This is a genomic window from Mycobacterium pseudokansasii (assembly GCF_900566075.1).
GTDB classification, from domain to species: domain Bacteria; phylum Actinomycetota; class Actinomycetes; order Mycobacteriales; family Mycobacteriaceae; genus Mycobacterium; species Mycobacterium pseudokansasii.
Genome location: NZ_UPHU01000001.1, coordinates 5,775,269 through 5,792,313 on the forward strand (window position 1 = coordinate 5,775,269; position 17,045 = coordinate 5,792,313).

A 17,045-nucleotide genomic window follows, 5' to 3' on the forward strand; every position below is an offset into this window, starting at 1 on the left:
GACCCACCCAGACCCCACCAAGACCCCACCAAGACCCCACCAAGACCCCACCAAGACCCCACCAAGAAAGGGAACCATCATGTCCAACCCGTCAATCGCCTGGCAGCGTCTGCAAGCCGGCAATCAACGCTTCTACGCCCCGTTGCGGTCAAGGCAGAAGGCCACCGCCAAGGACCACTCACCCGTCGCGGTGGTGTTCCGCTGTGCAGATGCCGACACGCCAAGCGAGGTGGTGCTCGGTCAAAGCTGGGGCTCACTCATTGACATCAGCACCTGGGGGCACGTCATCGACACGGGCGTGCTGGCCACCGTCGAGTACGCCGTCGGCACACTCAAGACACCGCTGATCGTCGTCCTCGGCCATGAAGACTGTGCCGCCATGGAGACCGCGCTGGCGGCCTGGAACAACGTCTCCATTCCGGAGGGCGCGGCCCGGGTAGTCGTCGAACAGGCGATATCGTCACTCGCCCGGCAGGACGCCGACATCAGCAGTGCCGACGAGCTGTCGGCCGCGCACGCGGTACACACCGGTGTCTCGCTACTGCACAAGTCGGCGGTGATCGCCAAGGCCGTCGACACCGGACAGACGGCGATCGTCTGTCTGGTCAGCAACGCCGAGGATGGCCGGTTGCGCACCTGCGCGACGTTCGGCCACGTGGACGACAGCGACTCGGCGCTGTTGGAGTGCGTCTAGTCCCCGGGGTGCTAGTCCGGCCGCGAGTTCGCGGCCGGACTAGCACCCCCGTCGAGGAGGAGCTCACGTGACCCGGCGCCACGGGTCCGGTGACACCGCAGAAGTTGCGGGGGAGCGCGTGCGGACGGGCAACTATGCCGGGGCAGTGATCGCGATGGGCACCATGCATGGCAAAACGCGCCAGGTGGCGCCGGCGTTCGCCGACACGCTTGGCGCGCATGTCATCGCGCCGGCCGGGATCGACACCGATCAGTTCGGCACCTTCACCGCAGAGGTGGCCAGACCCCTGACGCCGCTGGCGACGGCGACCGCGAAAGCGCGCCTGGGCATGTACGCCGGCGGCGTGCCCTACGGGCTGGCCAGCGAAGCCAGCTACGACACCTGGTTCGGCACGGTGGTGGTGCACGAGGAAATCCTGGTGTTCGTCGATGACACCCGCGACATCCAGGTTGCCGAGAGTGTCAACACACCGGGCTCGCCAGGGGTGCCGCAACTGGTCGACACCGCCGATCAGGCCGTTGCCGCAGCACGGCGGTTCGGCTTCCCGAGTCAAGCAGCCGTGGTCAGGGCCAACGTCAACGACGGCTGGCGCGTCATCGGTAAGGGGATCACCGACACGCGAATCCTGGTCAAAGCCGTCGCCGCCGCGGCGGCGGCCGGCGACAATCGCCAGGTGTGCGTGGAACCCGACTTGCGCGCACACCACAACCCCACCCGCCGAGACGTTCTGATCGCCCTGGCGCGGCGGCTCGCCCGGCGGCTGGCCACTCCCTGCCCGGAATGCGGATGCCCCGGTTACGGCAAAATCGGGGCACGGGCCGGGCTGCCATGCCAGGTATGCGGATGGCCCACCGCCGCGATCGCCGCCGACATCCACGGGTGTCCGGCATGCGAGCATCGCGACAGCGTCGCGCGCGCCGCGGCTGCCGCAGAGCCACACTGTTGTCCGCAATGCAATCCGTGACAAGCGCACGGCATTCGCACCCAGCCGACCGAACCCGTTGCCACCGCAGCTCAAGCACGACGTGCGGTCACGTCAGCGACGTAACCAACGGCACCGAAATATCGTATCGCCGGGCCCCCAACCTCACTCATAGCAAATTCATGTGAATTACTATTGATGAAAAATACTTCGTTATATATCTTTCGTATTAGACGACGAAGACTTGGAGGAAGGGCACATGGATCTCGACCGCATCACCAACCCTCTGCGGTTGGCCAAAGGCCCTCACCAGCCCGGAACTGGCACCGGCTGCGCCATGAACGTCATCTCATACATCAACGGCGACGCGAGGATCACCGACTACCCGGCGTGTTCGGCTCGCCCGTTGGCCGCTTTCGTCCAATCGTGCAATGACCTACTGGCCGGACCGGGCGGCTACCTGACGCCCGAAAACAGCATCATCGCCCTCGATCTCGGCTGGCAGACGGTGGGAACCGCCGCGGTTTCGTCGCGCGTGGTCCACGCCTGGGTAGCCGAGCTGTTGACCAGCCCGACCTGGGGAGTCGTCCAATACGCCAGAATCACCACGGTCAAGGCGATCTCCGATATCGCCGAACTGCACCGGCGCGTTTCGCGCGGCACTATGCCGACGCTCGCCAGTTGGCATGAAGCGCGCGACATCGCGATAGGCGAAGCAAGCACCTTGGTCCCCGCCTCGAACCCCGCCGGCTTCTATGCCTTGCAGGCGGCACATCAGTCGGCCGAGCTCATCGAAGGTCGCCGCCAAGCGAGCCTGGACGACGTCACCGGCAGCGCCCTGCGTGCCCACATGCTCGGTACCGGGATTGACTCACCGATCCGATACGCCCTGGTGACCTCCGAAGCGATTCAGTCATGGCGTCGCCTGGCCGGACTGCCCCAAGCCGCCCGGGCGCCGCGGCATCAGTCGGCAGGTGGCGCACTGGCACGAACCGATCGACACCTCGCCCGGACATCGGCATGATGCGCCGGGGCGGCGACGAGCGGTCACATCGACCGGGCGTTCACGGGGTGTTCAGGACAGCGCCGCAACAAGCTCGCCGACGGTATGACTGGCCTCGAGTGGGTGGCGTAGCCGACCCTGCGGATTGAGCTCATAGACGTTGCGACGACCAATCTTGGACTTGATGAGGTAGCCCTCGTCGGTCAGGTCGGTCAATATCGCTTGCACAGAACGCTCGGTGATGCCGATTCGCAGCGCCAGCTCGCGAGCGGTCAGGGGCTCGCCAGTCGACACGCACAGCAACACGTGTGCATGGTTCGTCAGGAAGGTCCAGGTACGGTCGGGAGCTTCGACAGCAGGCTGGGCGGCCGCGCTCCGTTTTTCGGCAACGTCCATGGCCCTATTATAGGCTGTTTGAAATTCACGTAAACCACTTCGCTAATCGACCATCGGCTGACGGGCGTCCCGGAGCTGCTCATTTGGTGGAGAACTCTCGCATCTAGCGGGGTACGCCGACCCGCCCGCGCCTGGCCGAGTTACGTCGATGCCGTCCGAGGACCGGGTCAAGCTTCAAGCGTTGTGAAGTGCTGGATTTTTTCGGCGCACGACGGCGTGGCCTGGCGCCGGGTGTGTTTCGGCCGCGCGGGTCAAAGTGGCACAACACGGGTTGGTCGGCGGCGGACATATCTACGGCACGCCATCTCCATCGGCGTCGGCTCAGCCGGCAGCGATCTCGCCAAAAAAAGATTCGACCGCGTGGCGATACACCAGCGGCGCTTCGTCGTGCACCAGATGACCCGCTTCAGGAACCTTTAAATACGTTGTTGGACCGCCTCTTTCAGCCATCTCGCGCATCTGCCCGGGCGGTGTGACCGAGTTGCCGGCCTCGATCAGCAGTGCCGGGGCCCGTACCGCGCGCCACTGCGCCCAGTAGTCGCGGGTGCCCCACTCGGCGGCGATCTCGATCCACCGTGAGGTATGTCCATGCAGCCGCCAACCGGTGGCGGTGCGGTCGAAGGCCTCCAGAAAGTACTGACCGGCGACCGGGCCGAACGCGGCGAAAACTTGCTCCGCAGAGGCGAATTCGACCGGAAGCGCATGCAGCCACGGCTCCCACGGGCCGGTGGTGCGGCCAACGAAGTCCGGTGCCATGTCCTCGACCACCAACGCCGAAGCCAAATCCGGACGCTGCGCGGCCAAACACCACGAATGCAAAGCACCCATCGAATGCCCGACCAGCCGCGCCGGCACGCCCAGCGAAGCAACCGCGTCACCCAGGTCGGCCACGAAGCGTTCGGTGCTGATCGGGTACGGATCGTCGACGTCACGGCCTCGATGCCAGGGCGCGTCGTAGGTGTAGACGCTGCCCAGCCGGGTCAGCCAGGGCAGCTGACGTGACCACGTGCTACCCCGGCCCATCAACCCATGTACCAGGACCAGCGGTTGGCCCTGCCCGCCGCGATGGGTCAACAGATCGGTCGGCATGCGGGGCACGGTAACCTAGCGACATGCCAGTGGTGAAGATCAACGCAATCGAGGTGCCTGCCGGCGCTGGCCCCGAACTGGAGAAGCGTTTCGCCCACCGCGCGCATGCGGTGGAGAATTCTCCCGGTTTCCTCGGCTTTCAGCTGCTGCGTCCGGTCAAGGGCGAAGACCGCTACTTCGTGGTGACACACTGGGAGTCCGATGAAGCATTCCAGGCCTGGGCGAACGGGCCGGCCATCGAAGCACATGCCGGCCACCGGGCGAACCCCGTGGCGACGGGCGCTTCGCTCCTGGAATTCGAGGTTGTACTTGACGTTGCCGGGACTGGCGGAGCGAAATAGCCGGCAAGCCGCGCCGCGCCGTGCGTTGGCGTTGGGCGCCGCTGCCGCATTAGTGGTCACCCTGGCTCCCGGTTGCGCGCACTCGCCCACCCCAACCGCTAACGCAGCGGATCCAGGGCGCCGCATCGACACCAGAACGCCACCTGGCCTGCGCGCGCAGCAGTCCGTGGACATGCTCAACTCGGACTGGCCGATCGGCCCGGTGGGCGTCGGCACCCTGGCGACGCCCGGGCAAGTCGGCTCCGTCGCGCACACCATGGAAGAACTGTGGTGGGACCGCCCGTTCACCGTCGAGGGCGTAGCCATCGGCGCCAGCGTGGCCACACTGCATCTCATTTCGTCATACGGTGCGCGGCAAGACATTCGGATCCATACCGACGACCAGGGCCAGGTCGACCGGTTCGATCTCGAGACCCAGCCACCGTCGGTCAGCTCGTGGCGCGACGTCGACGCAGTGCTGGGCCGAACCGGCGCCCGCTATTCGTACCAAGTCGCCAAGGTGGCCAACGGGAACTGCGACCCGGTAGCGGGTACCAATACCCGCGAATCCTTGCCGCTTGCTTCGATTTTCAAGTTGTACGTGTTGCACGCCCTGGCGGACGCGGTGAAGGACGGCACGGTGTCCTGGGACGAAATGCTCACCGTGACCGCCAAGAGCAAAGCGGTGGGCTCGTCGGGCCTGGAACTGCCACCCGGGGCGCATGTTTCGGTTCGCACCGCCGCCGAGAAGATGATCGCCACCAGCGACAACATGGCCACCGACTTGCTGATCGAGCGGCTGGGCACCCACGCTATCGAGGAGGCGCTGGCAACCGCCGGCCATCACGATCCGGCCAGCATGACACCGTTTCCCACGATGTACGAGCTGTTCTCCGTCGGCTGGGGTCAACCGGATGTGCGTGACCAATGGAAGCACGCATCCCAGCAAGTCCGCGCTCAGTTACTGCAGCAGGCCAATGCCACGCCCTACCAGCCCGATCCGACGCGTGCCCACACTCCGGCCTCCACATACGGCGCGGAGTGGTACGGCAGCGCCGAGGACATCTGCCGGGTGCACCTGGCCCTGCAGGCCGACGCGGTTGGCCCGGCCGCGCCGGTCAGGCAGATCCTGTCCGCCGTTGCCGGTATCCAACTCGATCGCAACGAATGGCCCTACATCGGCGCGAAGGCCGGTGGCCTGCCGGGGGACCTGACCTTCAGCTGGTATGCCGAGGACAAGACCGGTCAGCCGTGGGTGGTGAGTTTCCAGCTGAACTGGCCCCGCGATCACGGACCGACGGTGACCGGATGGATGCTGGAGGTCGCCAAGCAGGCCTTCGCGCTGGTGGGTCCGCGATAGGCCGCTAGAGCCGCAGCGTCCAGCGATGCCCGCGCAAGTGCATAATAGTTCGGCCCACTGGTGCAATGTCGATGCGCCAGAACGATTTCGGTGGACCATCCAGAGCCACCAGGATCGCTGCTCGTATCACCGCGGGATGTGTCACCGCCACCGTGTTGTCGGTCAGCGACTGCAGCCATCCGGCGACCCGGCCGATCAGGTCGACGACGGACTCGCCGCCGTGGGGCGCCTGGGCGGGATCGGTCAGCCACGCCCGAAGGTCATGGTGGTCGACGTTCTCGAGGGTGGTGCCGCGCCAACGCCCGCAGTCAAGATCAGTCAGCCGGGGGTCCGTTGCGGCTTGTAGACCTAACAGCTCGGCGGTCTGAACGGCCCGCTGCTCTGGCGCTGCCAGCTGCGTGACATGCCCGATGTCGAGCCGCGCGGCGGCTTCGGCTTGCCGGCGGCCGATATCGTCGAGCGGCTCGTCAGCCGGAAACCGCCCGACCGCCATGGCATCGGTCATCGCGTGGGACACCAGGGTCAGCCTGGCGACGTGGCTCACCGGCGGGTCACGCGGGGATGCGCGCCGGCCGTCCCGTCCCGGCTTCCGCACCCAGCAGCCGCCCCGACAGCGTCGAAAAGACCACTCCGATGGTCGCCCACAACACCACCTGGGTGCCCAGCGATGCCAGCCTGAATTCGTAGAGAACCTCGGCCGGGAAACCGGGATAGATGATCGATCCGGCAGCGTCACGCATCGGCCCGGGTATTTCGTCGACTGTCGGCAACCCCAGCATGACCGCCGCAGTCGCCGCGATGTAGGCACCAACAGCAGCTAGCCCGGCGTTCCACGCGCCCAGCCGCGGAGCCAACCGGCCGCCCAACCACACGGCGGCCAGCGCCAGCGCCACCGACGCCAGCACCATGACCAGGTACCACAGGGTGCGTGAGCCAATCGTGTCCGACTGACCCACGGCCGGCGGGTTGGGCGGATACTTCACAAAGGGCACCAGGTACACCACGGTACCGGCGCTGGCTGCCAGACTGATCGAAAGTCTTTGCGGTCCAACGTTTCTGGTCCGAGAGTAGGCAACGCAGAACAGCACGGCAAACAACGCACCCATCGCGATGCCGAAAATCAGGACCCCGAAACCCAATCCGGCGCTGCCCTGCACGCCGCGGCTGAACAATTCGACACCGTGCTCGTGCACTCCCTGAGCGTGCGCCACTTCGGTGCGGCCGTCCTCGTATTCGATTGCGCGGCCGATGACGGGCTCGGCAAACACGCGAGCGAACGCAAACGCCAGCACGGCGCCCACCGCGCCGGCCAGAAGTCCGCGCGCTATCAGACGCTTCTCCATGGTGTCAGCCCTTGGCCGCTCAGTGGCAGGGGAAGCCGAGCAGGTGCCTTGCGTCGTGGAAGAACTCGTGCACGTGCGAGTCGCTGCCGAACAGCGACACCGCGCCCTGGTCGAAGCCGACGAAGTAGACGGCCAGCAACGCCAGGACGGCGGTGGCAGCCAACCACAGCGCGGCGCTTACCGCCGACACATCAACCGGCCGAGCGGGGGTTGCCTGGTAATTAGCCACGGGTGGACTCCTTCTGGGGATCTCGCGCCCCACGTCGGGTGCTGGTGACGGGCAATGGGTCTGACTATGTACAGTGGCGCGACCGTTCTGGACTCTCACCAGATTCCGTTGCCGTCGACGACACCGTCAGTGTAGACCGCCTCCGCCCGCGCGAGCAGACACTAAAGCCCCTCATTTTGGTACAAAATGGGGGCTTTAGTGCCGGCTCGCACTACTGGGTGACCGCTACTGCGCGGTCGGCCCGGGACTCCCGGCGCCCGGCGCTCCGGCCTTGGCCAGATCCGGCTCGGCCGGCGGCTTGCGGGTGCCGGTGAAGGTGAACACCGCATCCTCGCCGGCGCCTTCTCCGTCCCAGTTGTCCACGTCGACCGTGACGACCTGCCCCGGCCCGACCTCCTCGAAAAGGATCTTCTCGGACAACTGGTCCTCGATCTCGCGCTGGATGGTGCGCCGCAGCGGACGAGCACCCAGCACCGGGTCGAAGCCGCGCTTGGCCAACAGTGCCTTGGCCTTGTCGGTCAGCTCCATCGACATGTCCTTGGTCTTGAGCTGCTTGCCGACACGTTCGATCATCAGGTCGACCATCTGGATGATCTCGTCGCGGGTCAGCTGGTGGAAGACGATGATGTCGTCGATACGGTTGAGGAACTCGGGCCGGAAGTGCTTCTTGAGCTCGTCGTTGACCTTCTGCTTCATCCGCTCGTAATCGTTCTCCCCGCCACCCTTGGTGAAGCCCAGTCCGACCGGCTTGGAGATATCAGACGTGCCCAGGTTCGACGTGAAGATCAGCACGGTGTTCTTGAAGTCGACCGTGCGACCCTGCCCGTCGGTGAGCCGGCCGTCCTCGAGCACCTGCAACAGGCTGTTGTAGATCTCTTGGTGCGCCTTCTCGATCTCGTCGAACAGCACCACCGAGAACGGCTTGCGGCGCACCTTCTCGGTGAGCTGGCCGCCCTCCTCGTAGCCCACGTATCCCGGCGGGGCGCCGAACAGCCGCGAAGCGGTGAACCGGTCGTGGAACTCGCCCATGTCGATCTGGATGAGCGCGTCGTCGTCCCCGAACAGGAAGTTCGCCAGCGCCTTGGACAGCTCGGTCTTACCGACCCCGGACGGGCCGGCGAAGATGAACGAGCCCGACGGACGCTTGGGGTCTTTCAGCCCGGCCCGGGTACGCCGGATCGCCTTGGAGACGGCCTTGACGGCGTCGACCTGTCCGATGATCCGCTTGTGGATCTCGTCCTCCATGCGTAGCAGCCGAGTGGTCTCGGCCTCGGTGAGCTTGAACACCGGGATGCCGGTCCAGTTGCCCAGCACCTCGGCGATCTCGTTGTCGTCCACCTCGGCGACCACGTCCATGTCGCCCGAGCGCCACTGCTTCTCCCGCTCGGCCCGCTGGGCGACCAGTTGCTTCTCCCGGTCCCGCAGGCTCGCCGCCTTCTCGAAGTCCTGCGCATCGATCGCCGATTCCTTCTCCCGGCGCGCGTCGGCGATCTTCTCGTCGAACTCACGCAGGTCCGGCGGCGCGGTCATCCGGCGGATCCGCATGCGCGCACCCGCCTCGTCGATCAGGTCTATAGCCTTGTCCGGCAGGAACCGGTCGTTGATGTAGCGGTCGGCCAGGGTGGCCGCGGCGACGATCGCAGAGTCGCTGATCGACACCCGGTGGTGGGCCTCATAGCGGTCGCGCAGACCCTTGAGTATCTCGATGGTGTGCGCCACCGTCGGCTCACCCACCTGGACCGGCTGGAAGCGGCGTTCCAGCGCGGCGTCCTTCTCGATGTACTTGCGGTACTCGTCGAGCGTGGTGGCGCCGATCGTTTGAAGTTCACCCCTGGCGAGCTTCGGTTTCAGAATGCTGGCCGCGTCGATCGCGCCCTCGGCGGCGCCGGCACCCACCAGGGTGTGCAGCTCGTCGATGAACAGAATGATGTCGCCGCGGGTGTTGATCTCCTTGAGCACCTTCTTCAGGCGTTCCTCGAAGTCGCCGCGGTACCGGCTGCCCGCCACCAACGAACCCAGGTCCAGGGTGTAGAGCTGCTTGTCCTTCAGCGTCTCGGGAACCTGGCCGTGCACGATGGCCTGGGCCAGGCCTTCGACGACGGCCGTCTTGCCGACGCCGGGCTCGCCGATCAGCACCGGGTTGTTCTTGGTGCGCCGGCTCAGCACCTGCATCACCCGCTCGATTTCCTTCTCGCGGCCGATGACCGGGTCCAGCTTGCCCTCCATGGCGGCGGCCGTCAGGTTGCGGCCGAACTGGTCGAGCACCAGCGAGGTGGACGGTGTGCCCGACTCGCCACCCCGGCCACCGGTGCCGGCCTCGGCGGCCTCCTTGCCTTGGTAGCCGGACAGCAGCTGGATCACCTGCTGACGCACCCGGGTCAGCTCGGCGCCCAGCTTCACCAGAACCTGAGCCGCTACACCCTCACCCTCGCGGATGAGGCCCAGCAGAATGTGCTCGGTGCCGATGTAGTTGTGGCCGAGTTGCAGCGCCTCACGCAAGCTCAGCTCGAGGACCTTCTTGGCGCGCGGAGTGAACGGGATGTGCCCGGACGGCGCCTGCTGCCCCTGGCCGATGATCTCTTCGACCTGGCTGCGGACCCCTTCCAGCGAGATACCCAGCGACTCCAGCGACTTGGCGGCTACGCCCTCGCCTTCGTGGATAAGACCCAACAGAATGTGCTCTGTGCCGATGTAGTTGTGGTTCAGCATCCGGGCCTCTTCTTGCGCCAGGACGACGACCCGGCGGGCACGGTCGGTAAATCGTTCGAACATCGGCGGTTACCTGCTCTCCTCATCGGTACTTTGGTCGGCCCCGAGCCGGTCCGGCTCGGCCCCGCGTACCTGCTGTCCACTGTAATGGTCGGCCCGCCAGGGTTCATAACCTTGCGGTGCCTCGCGGTTCCGGGACGCGGACCTATGTCCGCGTGGCGCCTCTTACTTCGGAACCGCACCACGTCAACGAGGAGAATCGCCGCGATGTTTCCGGCGCCGACCGGCGACGAGTTCGCCACCAGCGAAAGCGACACAACACCGGCGCCCCGGCTTGGAGCCTGGGCGCCGGTGTGTGAACGATTGCTAGGTTGCGGCGTGGAACGCGTCGATGACGTCAGCCGGGATGCGGCCACGAGTCGACACGTTGTGTCCATTGCGACGCGCCCATTCGCGGATCGCGGCGCTTTGTTCGCGATCGATCGCGCCGCGGCCACGCCCGGTGCCGGAACGCCCGCGCCGGCGACCGCCGACACGACGGCCGGCCTCAACCCATTGCTTCAAGTCACCGCGCAGTTTCGCGGCATTCTTAGAAGAAAGGTCAATCTCATAGGTCACCCCGTCAAGCCCGAATTCGACCGTTTCGTCGGCGGCGCCGGAACCGTCGAAATCGTCGACCAAGGTGACGGTTACTTTCTTCGCCATTGGCTTACCCTCGCGTTTCTTCCCGTGCAGTTACCGTGCAGGATGGATAGACTCCCCGGTCACTAATCTGCCATAAGAACGTGAAATACTCAATCTGGACACATCGGCGGGCAGTTCAGTTGGAGTGCGGTCGAACAATCGGGAACAAAACTGTCTCCCTAATTGACAGGCCGGTCAAAGCCATCAACAACCGATCGATACCCATTCCCGTTCCCGTGCACGGCGGCATCCCGTACTCCAGGGCTGCCAGAAAATCTTCGTCGAGCAACATCGCCTCGTCGTCGCCCGCGGCCGCGGCGCGTGCCTGGTCAGCGAGTCTATCCCGCTGTACCACCGGATCGTTTAATTCAGAGTACCCGGTGGCCAGTTCGACTCCGTGCAGGTAGAGGTCCCACTTCTCGGTTACTCCGGCGATACTGCGATGCTGGCGGGTCAATGGCGTTGTCTCTACCGGAAAATCCTTCACAAATGTGGGCGCGGTCAACGTGTTGCCCACGGTGTGCTCCCAGAGTTCCTCGACGAGTTTGCCGTGACGGTAGCCGCCCTTGTCCAGAATCTCTTCATCGAGTCGACGAGCGATCTCGCGTAACCGATCGACCGAGGTCTGCGGTGTGATCTCTTCGCCGAGTGCCGCCGACAGCGAGGAATACATCTGGATTGTCGCCCATTCTCCGTCGATGTCGTAGACACTGCCGTCGGGCATCGGAAGTTGTCGCGTGCCGATCGCCTCGTCGGCTACCTCTTGAATAAGCTGCCTGGTGACCACTGCGGAATCGTCATAGGTTCCATAGGTCTGGTAGGTCTCCAACATCGAGAATTCCGGGGAATGTGTAGAATCAGCTCCTTCGTTTCGGAACACCCGATTTAGTTCGAAGACCCTGTCGAAGCCGCCGACTATGCAACGCTTGAGGAACAGTTCCGGCGCGATGCGAAGGTAGAGGTCCATGTCAAGAGCGTTGGAGTGGGTGACGAACGGCCGGGCTGCCGCGCCGCCGGCCAGCGTCTGCAACATGGGCGTCTCAACCTCGACGAACCCCCGGCGTTCCAGCGCATTCCGTATCGCTCGGATGACGGCAATCCGCTGCCGGGCTACTCCCCGCGCCTGGGGGCGGACGATCAGGTCGACATAGCGCTGCCGTACCCGCGCCTCCTCGCTCATCTCCTTGTGCGCGACGGGCAGCGGCCGCAGCGACTTGGCGGCCATCCGCCATGAGTCGGCGAGAACCGACAATTCGCCTCGCCGTGAACTGATCACGGTGCCGTGCACGTACACGATGTCGCCCAGATCGACATCGGCCTTCCACGCGTCGAGCGCCTCTCGGCCGACCTTGTCGAAGCTGACCATCACCTGTAGGCGGGCGCCGTCGCCGTCCTGGAGTGTCGCAAAGCACAATTTTCCGGTGTTGCGGGCGAAGACAACCCGGCCCGCGACACCGACGATGTCGTCGGTCGCGGTGTCGACGGGCAGGTCTGGATGGGCGGCGCGGACCTCGGCCAAGGTATGGGTGCGTTCGATGGCAACCGGGTAGGGGTCATGCCCTTCTGCCAATAGCCGAGCACGCTTGTCCCGACGGATGCGGAACTGCTCGGGAATGTCTGTCTCGGCCGAGTCCACGACGTGCCAGCTTAAGGGGTCGAGTCTGCGCCCAGGGCAGCGAGCCTGCGCTGACGGCGTGGCTGCCGGCTCGCGGCGCGCGCTGTACGCAGCCTCGCTGCGGGTCCTAGCGCGCGCTCTTCAACCGGCCCCCGTGGGCGTCGCGGTTTCGTTCGAAGACGAGCCGCAGCCCATGCAGGGTCAGGTACTGGTCATAGTGGTCGACGGTATGCAGTTCCGGCAGCAGCAGCGGCGCGGTGTGCCCGGTGGCCACGACCGCGACATCGTCGGTGGCGGAGAAACCCGTGACGTCTTCGCGGATGCGTCCGACCAAGCCGTCGACCAGCCCGGCGAATCCGAACACCGCGCCGGCCTGCATGCATTCGACGGTGTTCTTGCCGACGACCGAACGCGGCCGGGTCAGCTCGACGCGGCGCAGGGCGGCCGAGCGGGCGGCCGCGGCGTCAGACGACACCTGCACGCCGGGTGCGATGGCACCGCCGAGGAATTCGCCCTTGGCCGACACCACGTCCACGCAGATCGATGATCCGAAATCGACGACGATGGCGGCCTTACCGAACTTGTGATGCGCCGCCAGGCAGTTCACTATCCGGTCGGCGCCCACTTCTTTGGGGTTGTCGACCAACAGCGGGATACCGGTGCGCACCCCCGGTTCGATGAGCACGTGCGGGACCGACGGCCAGTACTGGTCGAGCATGATCCGCACCTCGTGTAGCACCGACGGGACCGTGGACAGACCGGCCGCGCCGGTGAGCCGCTCGGAGTCGTCGCCGATCAGGCCGTCGATGGTGAGCGCCAATTCGTCGGCGGTGACTTCGGATTCGGTGCGTATCCGCCACTGCTGCACCACCTTTGCGTGCTGCTTGGCTCCGGACAGCAGGCCGACGACGGTGTGGGTGTTGCGGACGTCGATCGCCAGCAGCACGGCTACCGTGCACCCATCCGCGGGTTGAGAAGCTCTGCGGCGTTGTCGGGCACATAAGCCGGATCGCTGCCCAGGTCGATCTGCTGGTTGTGGGCGTCGACGAACACGATCCGCGGTTTGTAGGCGCGCGCCTCTGCATCCGACATGGTCCCGTAAGCGATCAGGATCACCAGGTCGCCCGGGTGCACGAGATGAGCCGCCGCACCGTTGATTCCGATGACGCCGCTGCCACGCTCGCCGGTAATCGCATAGGTGACGAGGCGGGCCCCGTTGTCGATGTCGACGATGGTCACCTGTTCACCCTCGAGCAGATCAGCGGCCTCCATCAAATCGGCGTCGATGGTCACCGACCCGACGTAATGCAAGTCCGCCTGCGTCACCGTCGCGCGGTGGATCTTCGACTTCAGCATTGTCCGTAACATCAATTCCTCCAAGGTGATTGGGCGTAGTGAGCCCGCGACTCGTCCGGCCCGAGGGTGCCGGCGAAATTTCCGATCTGGATTTCGACGTTGTCCAGCAGCCTGGTGGCGCCGACGCGCGCCGCAACCAGCAGCCGGGCGGATCCGCTGGCGGGCGCCGGGCCGAGCCCGGCGTCGCGCAACTCCACATAGTCGACCGCGATCCCAGGCGTGGCGTCGAGCACCGCGCGAGCCGCGTCCACCGCGGCCCGCGCACTGGCGCCGGCTGATCCAGCCGCATGTGCCCCCGCCGTCAGCGCCGCCGACAGTGCCACCGCCGCTTCCCGCTGAGCCCGGTCCAGGTAGCGGTTGCGCGACGACATTGCCAGCCCGTCGGTCTCCCGCACCGTCGGCACCCCAACCACCTGCACGTCGACGTTCAGGTCCGCCACCATCTGCCGAATGAGCACCAGCTGCTGATAGTCCTTCTCGCCGAAATAGGCCCGGTCCGGACGGACGATGTTCAACAGCTTGAGCACCACGGTCAGCACGCCGGCAAAATGGCCCGGCCGCGCGCTGCCTTCGAGGTCGGCGCCCAGCGGCCCGGGTTGCACGGTGGTGCGCATCCCGTCGGCGTACATCGCCGCGGCCGTCGGCGCGAACACGATCTCCACCCCTTCGGCACGCAGCTGCGCCACGTCGTCCTCGAGGGTGCGGGGGTAAGCGTCCAGGTCCTCGCCGGCGCCGAATTGCAGCGGGTTGACGAAGATCGACGCCACCACCACCGCGCCGGGTGTCCTCTTGGCCGCCCGCACCAGCGCAAGATGGCCGTCGTGCAGCGCGCCCATCGTGGGCACCAACAGCACTCGCCGGCCGGTGTGCCGCAGCGCCCGGCAGACGTCGCTGACCTCACGCGGCACCGAGTACCGGTTGAGTTCGCCCGGGTTGAACCTGACTTTCACCGCGCCAACACCTCGACGACGTCCTCGGGAGCATGCGCCCGCTGCGCAGTCCGCAGCGCGTTCACCCGATAGGCATGAGCCAGTTGCGGGTCGACGGCGGTCAGCGCGGCCAGGTGTCCGGCGACCGCGGCCGCATCACCACGAGCGATCGGCCCGGTCAGCGCCGCCTGCCCGCGCTGCAGCGTGTTCTCCAGCGCCGCACGAGCAAGCGGTCCGATGATGCGTTCGGCGATTCCCCCGGGCTGGTCGTCGACGCACTGTTGGCCGAGCAGTTCGCTGCCGCGCAGTGCGGCGCGCAACGCCTCGAGAGCGTCGGCAAGCACCGTCACGATGTGGTTGCTCGCGTGGGCCAGCGCCGCATGGTAGAGGATGCGGGCGTCCTCGCGGACACTGAACGGCTCCCCGCCCATTTCCAGCACCAGCGATTGGGCAATCGCATAGCCGACGCCGTCGGCCGCGGTGATCCCGAAGCAGGTATCCGGCAGGCGGCTGATGTCCTCGTCGGATCCGGTGAACGTCATCGCCGGGTGAATGGCCAGCGGTATGCAGCCCTGCCGGGTCAGCGGTGCCAGGATCCCGATTCCGTTGGCACCGGAGGTGTGCGCCACGAGTGTCCCGGCCCGCACCGCCGAGGTGGCGGCCAAGCCGGATACCAATCCCGCCAGTTCGCTGTCGGGTACCGCCAACAGCAGTAGCTCGGCCACGGCAGCGACGTCCGGCGCCGGCAACACCGGGGTATCGGGCAGCCGGCGCCCGGCCCGTTGCAGCGACGCATGGGAGACGGCGCTGCAGGCCACGACAACGTGGTCGGCGCGCTCCAACGCCACTCCTAACGCGGTGCCTACCCGACCGGCGGAGATGATCCCCACTTTGAGCCTGGCCGGGCGCAATCCGTCGAACTGCACCATCGCAGACGGCCTCACAGGTTTCTTTCGTTCGTTCCAGTCCCTAGATTGAGCGGGTACCGGACGGTCACTAAAACTGTAGTCGATCAGCCGCCGCGGCGGCGACGCCGCCCGCCACCCGACGGCTGGACCTGCAGCCGGGCCAGCAGGTCCGCGACCGACTGACCACCGGTTTGTGCGTCGGAGCCATGTGCTCCCGCCGCGGGCTCCGGTTCCGGACTGCGATGGCGGGCGGCCGGTTCCGGAGCCGGCGGCGCAGCCAGGCGGGGCGGCGGCGGGGCAGTGGGCCGCGCGGATGCCGGTGTAGGCGGAGGTGGGGCGGCGGCGGGAGGGGGAGCAGCAACCGGCCCCGGACCGTCCGCTCTCGAGACGGCTCCCAGACTCCCCACGCCATGGTCGCGATACTCCGTCGAATGGCGAGATCGTGATCGGCGACCGCCGTAATCTGCGGGCACCTCGACGTGGCCCAAGCTGATGTCCCCCTGATCTTCCTCCGGTCTGGTATGCCGGTAACGCCGTCGGCGGCCCGATGGCTGGGCAGGCGGGGCGGCGGTGGGTTGCCCGGACGCCCAGTGGCTGCCGGGCGCCCCGGGCGGTAACCATTGTCCATCGGCGGCGACGGGTTCCCACGACGACGGCTCCGGTTGCGGGGGCGGAGCCGGCGGGGGCGGTGGCCGGTGACGAGGCTGATACCGCGGACCGGGCGGAGCCGGCGCGGTTTCGTAGGGCAGCCCGACCCGCTCGGCGGAGTGTTTCGTTCCCGCGGGCTCGGCAGGCGGCGGCAATGGTCCCGCCGGGGGAACATCCCGGTCGTCGTAGGGGGGCATTCCCACCTCGGGCACGTCGATGATCGCTTCCTCGGCACGGGTGACCGCTTCACCCGGGCGAACCACCGCGACCCGGTCGATGGATACCCAGTCGGCAGACGGGCCCCGCCCATTCTGGACCCGATCGGCCACCGCACGTGAGCGGCGCGTCTCTGTTGCCCCCGTCTTGTCCAGGGGCTCCAGCGCCGGACGGTGTTCGAAGTCTGTGTCGAACAAGATCTCCAGACTGGTCCGCAACGCGGTCAGTTCCGCTCGTAGCGCGGCCACCTCGTCGGCGGCCGCACCGCGCAGTTCGGCGGCCAGCTCTCGGCGCAGGTGCGACTCCACCGTCAGCTCGTACTCGCGGCGAGCCGAGATTTCGCGATCCAACTGCAAGTCGTATACCAGCTTCAGATCGCGCGCCCGTGCCTGCTCCGAATCGGCTTGCCGGCGGTACAGCACCGACACGAAAGCACCGGCGACGGCAGCCCACAGCGCCAGGATTACCGCGAGCTTGAGCAGTTCCACGCGGTTGGTGAAAACCAGTGCCGAACTGGCCCCAATCGCGAGGACCAGCAACGTCGTCAAGAGCACCCAACCCGGCCTGCGGCCGCCGCGCCGGACCCGGGCGCCGCGGGACAGAACGGTCATGGCCTGACTGTAC

The 17,045-nt window shown here is 66.4% G+C and carries 18 protein-coding genes; 5 read left to right on the plus strand and 13 right to left on the minus strand.

Annotated features, from left to right (window positions below; all coding sequences use genetic code 11):
• The first annotated feature begins 79 nt into the window (after window positions 1-79).
• From EET10_RS26095 to EET10_RS26105, 3 genes are all read left to right on the plus strand, one after another.
• On the plus strand, window positions 80-694 hold the full coding sequence (locus EET10_RS26095) for a carbonic anhydrase (protein WP_063466408.1): 615 nt from the start codon (window positions 80-82) through the stop codon (window positions 692-694).
• Between the two features lie 67 nt (window positions 695-761).
• On the plus strand, window positions 762-1,658 hold the full coding sequence (locus tag EET10_RS26100) for a DUF6671 family protein (protein WP_122502620.1): 897 nt from the start codon (window positions 762-764) through the stop codon (window positions 1,656-1,658).
• Between the two features lie 217 nt (window positions 1,659-1,875).
• Window positions 1,876-2,640, plus strand: coding sequence for a hypothetical protein (locus EET10_RS26105; RefSeq protein WP_063466409.1), 765 nt, complete (start codon window positions 1,876-1,878; stop codon window positions 2,638-2,640).
• Between the two features lie 51 nt (window positions 2,641-2,691).
• On the opposite strand, the gene EET10_RS26110 is transcribed toward EET10_RS26105, so the two are convergent.
• Together EET10_RS26110 and EET10_RS26115 are read right to left on the minus strand one after the other, a co-directional pair.
• Window positions 2,692-3,015, minus strand: coding sequence for a helix-turn-helix transcriptional regulator (locus tag EET10_RS26110; RefSeq protein ID WP_063466410.1), 324 nt, complete (start codon window positions 3,013-3,015; stop codon window positions 2,692-2,694).
• Between the two features lie 321 nt (window positions 3,016-3,336).
• The gene (locus tag EET10_RS26115; RefSeq protein ID WP_122502621.1) at window positions 3,337-4,113 is read right to left on the minus strand and encodes an alpha/beta fold hydrolase; all 777 of its coding nucleotides are present in this window, start codon (window positions 4,111-4,113) and stop codon (window positions 3,337-3,339) included.
• Window positions 4,114-4,127: 14 nt separating this feature from the next.
• Here EET10_RS26115 and mhuD point away from each other — a divergent pair, with 14 nt between their 5' ends.
• Together mhuD and EET10_RS26125 are read left to right on the plus strand one after the other, a co-directional pair.
• Window positions 4,128-4,445, plus strand: a complete 318-nt coding sequence (gene mhuD, locus EET10_RS26120) for a mycobilin-forming heme oxygenase MhuD (RefSeq protein WP_063466412.1) — start codon at window positions 4,128-4,130, stop codon at window positions 4,443-4,445.
• Window positions 4,408-5,784: a serine hydrolase gene (locus EET10_RS26125; protein WP_425293790.1), complete on the plus strand. Its 1,377-nt coding sequence runs from the start codon at window positions 4,408-4,410 to the stop codon at window positions 5,782-5,784. Before mhuD ends, EET10_RS26125 begins: the two co-directional genes overlap by 38 nt.
• A 4-nt stretch (window positions 5,785-5,788) precedes the next feature.
• Here EET10_RS26125 and EET10_RS26130 read toward each other — a convergent pair whose 3' ends face one another.
• From EET10_RS26130 to EET10_RS26180, 11 genes are all read right to left on the minus strand, one after another.
• Window positions 5,789-6,328 carry a histidine phosphatase family protein gene (locus EET10_RS26130; RefSeq protein WP_063466423.1) on the minus strand — a complete coding sequence of 180 codons (540 nt, stop codon included), beginning with the start codon at window positions 6,326-6,328 and terminating at the stop codon, window positions 5,789-5,791.
• A 7-nt stretch (window positions 6,329-6,335) separates the two neighbouring features.
• Window positions 6,336-7,127 carry a CbtA family protein gene (locus tag EET10_RS26135; RefSeq protein ID WP_063466414.1) on the minus strand — a complete coding sequence of 264 codons (792 nt, stop codon included), beginning with the start codon at window positions 7,125-7,127 and terminating at the stop codon, window positions 6,336-6,338.
• Between the two features lie 19 nt (window positions 7,128-7,146).
• Window positions 7,147-7,356, minus strand: coding sequence for a CbtB domain-containing protein (locus EET10_RS26140; protein WP_063466415.1), 210 nt, complete (start codon window positions 7,354-7,356; stop codon window positions 7,147-7,149).
• Window positions 7,357-7,581: 225 nt separating this feature from the next.
• On the minus strand, window positions 7,582-10,128 hold the full coding sequence (gene clpC1, locus EET10_RS26145) for an ATP-dependent protease ATP-binding subunit ClpC (protein ID WP_063466416.1): 2,547 nt from the start codon (window positions 10,126-10,128) through the stop codon (window positions 7,582-7,584).
• 303 nt (window positions 10,129-10,431) lie between these two features.
• Entirely contained in the window at window positions 10,432-10,770 is a 339-nt protein-coding gene (gene lsr2, locus EET10_RS26150) for a histone-like nucleoid-structuring protein Lsr2 (protein WP_063466417.1), read from the minus strand.
• Between the two features lie 115 nt (window positions 10,771-10,885).
• Entirely contained in the window at window positions 10,886-12,385 is a 1,500-nt protein-coding gene (lysS, locus tag EET10_RS26155; protein ID WP_063466418.1) for a lysine--tRNA ligase, read from the minus strand.
• Window positions 12,386-12,491: 106 nt separating this feature from the next.
• Window positions 12,492-13,310 carry a type III pantothenate kinase gene (locus EET10_RS26160; protein WP_036394460.1) on the minus strand — a complete coding sequence of 273 codons (819 nt, stop codon included), beginning with the start codon at window positions 13,308-13,310 and terminating at the stop codon, window positions 12,492-12,494.
• 2 nt (window positions 13,311-13,312) lie between these two features.
• On the minus strand, window positions 13,313-13,732 hold the full coding sequence (gene panD, locus EET10_RS26165) for an aspartate 1-decarboxylase (protein WP_036394459.1): 420 nt from the start codon (window positions 13,730-13,732) through the stop codon (window positions 13,313-13,315).
• Complete coding sequence (gene panC / locus EET10_RS26170) at window positions 13,732-14,670, minus strand: pantoate--beta-alanine ligase (protein WP_122502622.1); 939 nt, start codon at window positions 14,668-14,670, stop codon at window positions 13,732-13,734. The genes panD and panC overlap by 1 nt, the downstream gene beginning before the upstream one ends.
• A complete protein-coding gene (locus EET10_RS26175; protein WP_063466421.1) occupies window positions 14,667-15,578 on the minus strand; it encodes a Rossmann-like and DUF2520 domain-containing protein in 912 nt (303 codons plus the stop codon). Before EET10_RS26175 ends, panC begins: the two co-directional genes overlap by 4 nt.
• Before the next feature lie 83 nt (window positions 15,579-15,661).
• The gene (locus tag EET10_RS26180; RefSeq protein ID WP_122502623.1) at window positions 15,662-17,032 is read right to left on the minus strand and encodes a DUF6779 domain-containing protein; all 1,371 of its coding nucleotides are present in this window, start codon (window positions 17,030-17,032) and stop codon (window positions 15,662-15,664) included.
• Window positions 17,033-17,045 lie beyond the last annotated feature (13 nt).

What these genes read in the sequence shown, in the direction of transcription:
- panD (WP_036394459.1), bottom strand. Translation starts at nt 13,732, where the DNA reads ATGTTACGGACAATGCTGAAGTCGAAGATCCACCGCGCGACGGTGACG.
- lsr2 (WP_063466417.1), bottom strand. Translation starts at nt 10,770, where the DNA reads ATGGCGAAGAAAGTAACCGTCACCTTGGTCGACGATTTCGACGGTTCC.
- clpC1 (WP_063466416.1), bottom strand. Translation starts at nt 10,128, where the DNA reads ATGTTCGAACGATTTACCGACCGTGCCCGCCGGGTCGTCGTCCTGGCG.
- mhuD (WP_063466412.1), top strand. Translation starts at nt 4,128, where the DNA reads ATGCCAGTGGTGAAGATCAACGCAATCGAGGTGCCTGCCGGCGCTGGC.
- EET10_RS26135 (WP_063466414.1), bottom strand. Translation starts at nt 7,127, where the DNA reads ATGGAGAAGCGTCTGATAGCGCGCGGACTTCTGGCCGGCGCGGTGGGC.
- EET10_RS26105 (WP_063466409.1), top strand. Translation starts at nt 1,876, where the DNA reads ATGGATCTCGACCGCATCACCAACCCTCTGCGGTTGGCCAAAGGCCCT.
- EET10_RS26110 (WP_063466410.1), bottom strand. Translation starts at nt 3,015, where the DNA reads ATGGACGTTGCCGAAAAACGGAGCGCGGCCGCCCAGCCTGCTGTCGAA.
- EET10_RS26175 (WP_063466421.1), bottom strand. Translation starts at nt 15,578, where the DNA reads ATGGTGCAGTTCGACGGATTGCGCCCGGCCAGGCTCAAAGTGGGGATC.
- EET10_RS26180 (WP_122502623.1), bottom strand. Translation starts at nt 17,032, where the DNA reads ATGACCGTTCTGTCCCGCGGCGCCCGGGTCCGGCGCGGCGGCCGCAGG.
- EET10_RS26095 (WP_063466408.1), top strand. Translation starts at nt 80, where the DNA reads ATGTCCAACCCGTCAATCGCCTGGCAGCGTCTGCAAGCCGGCAATCAA.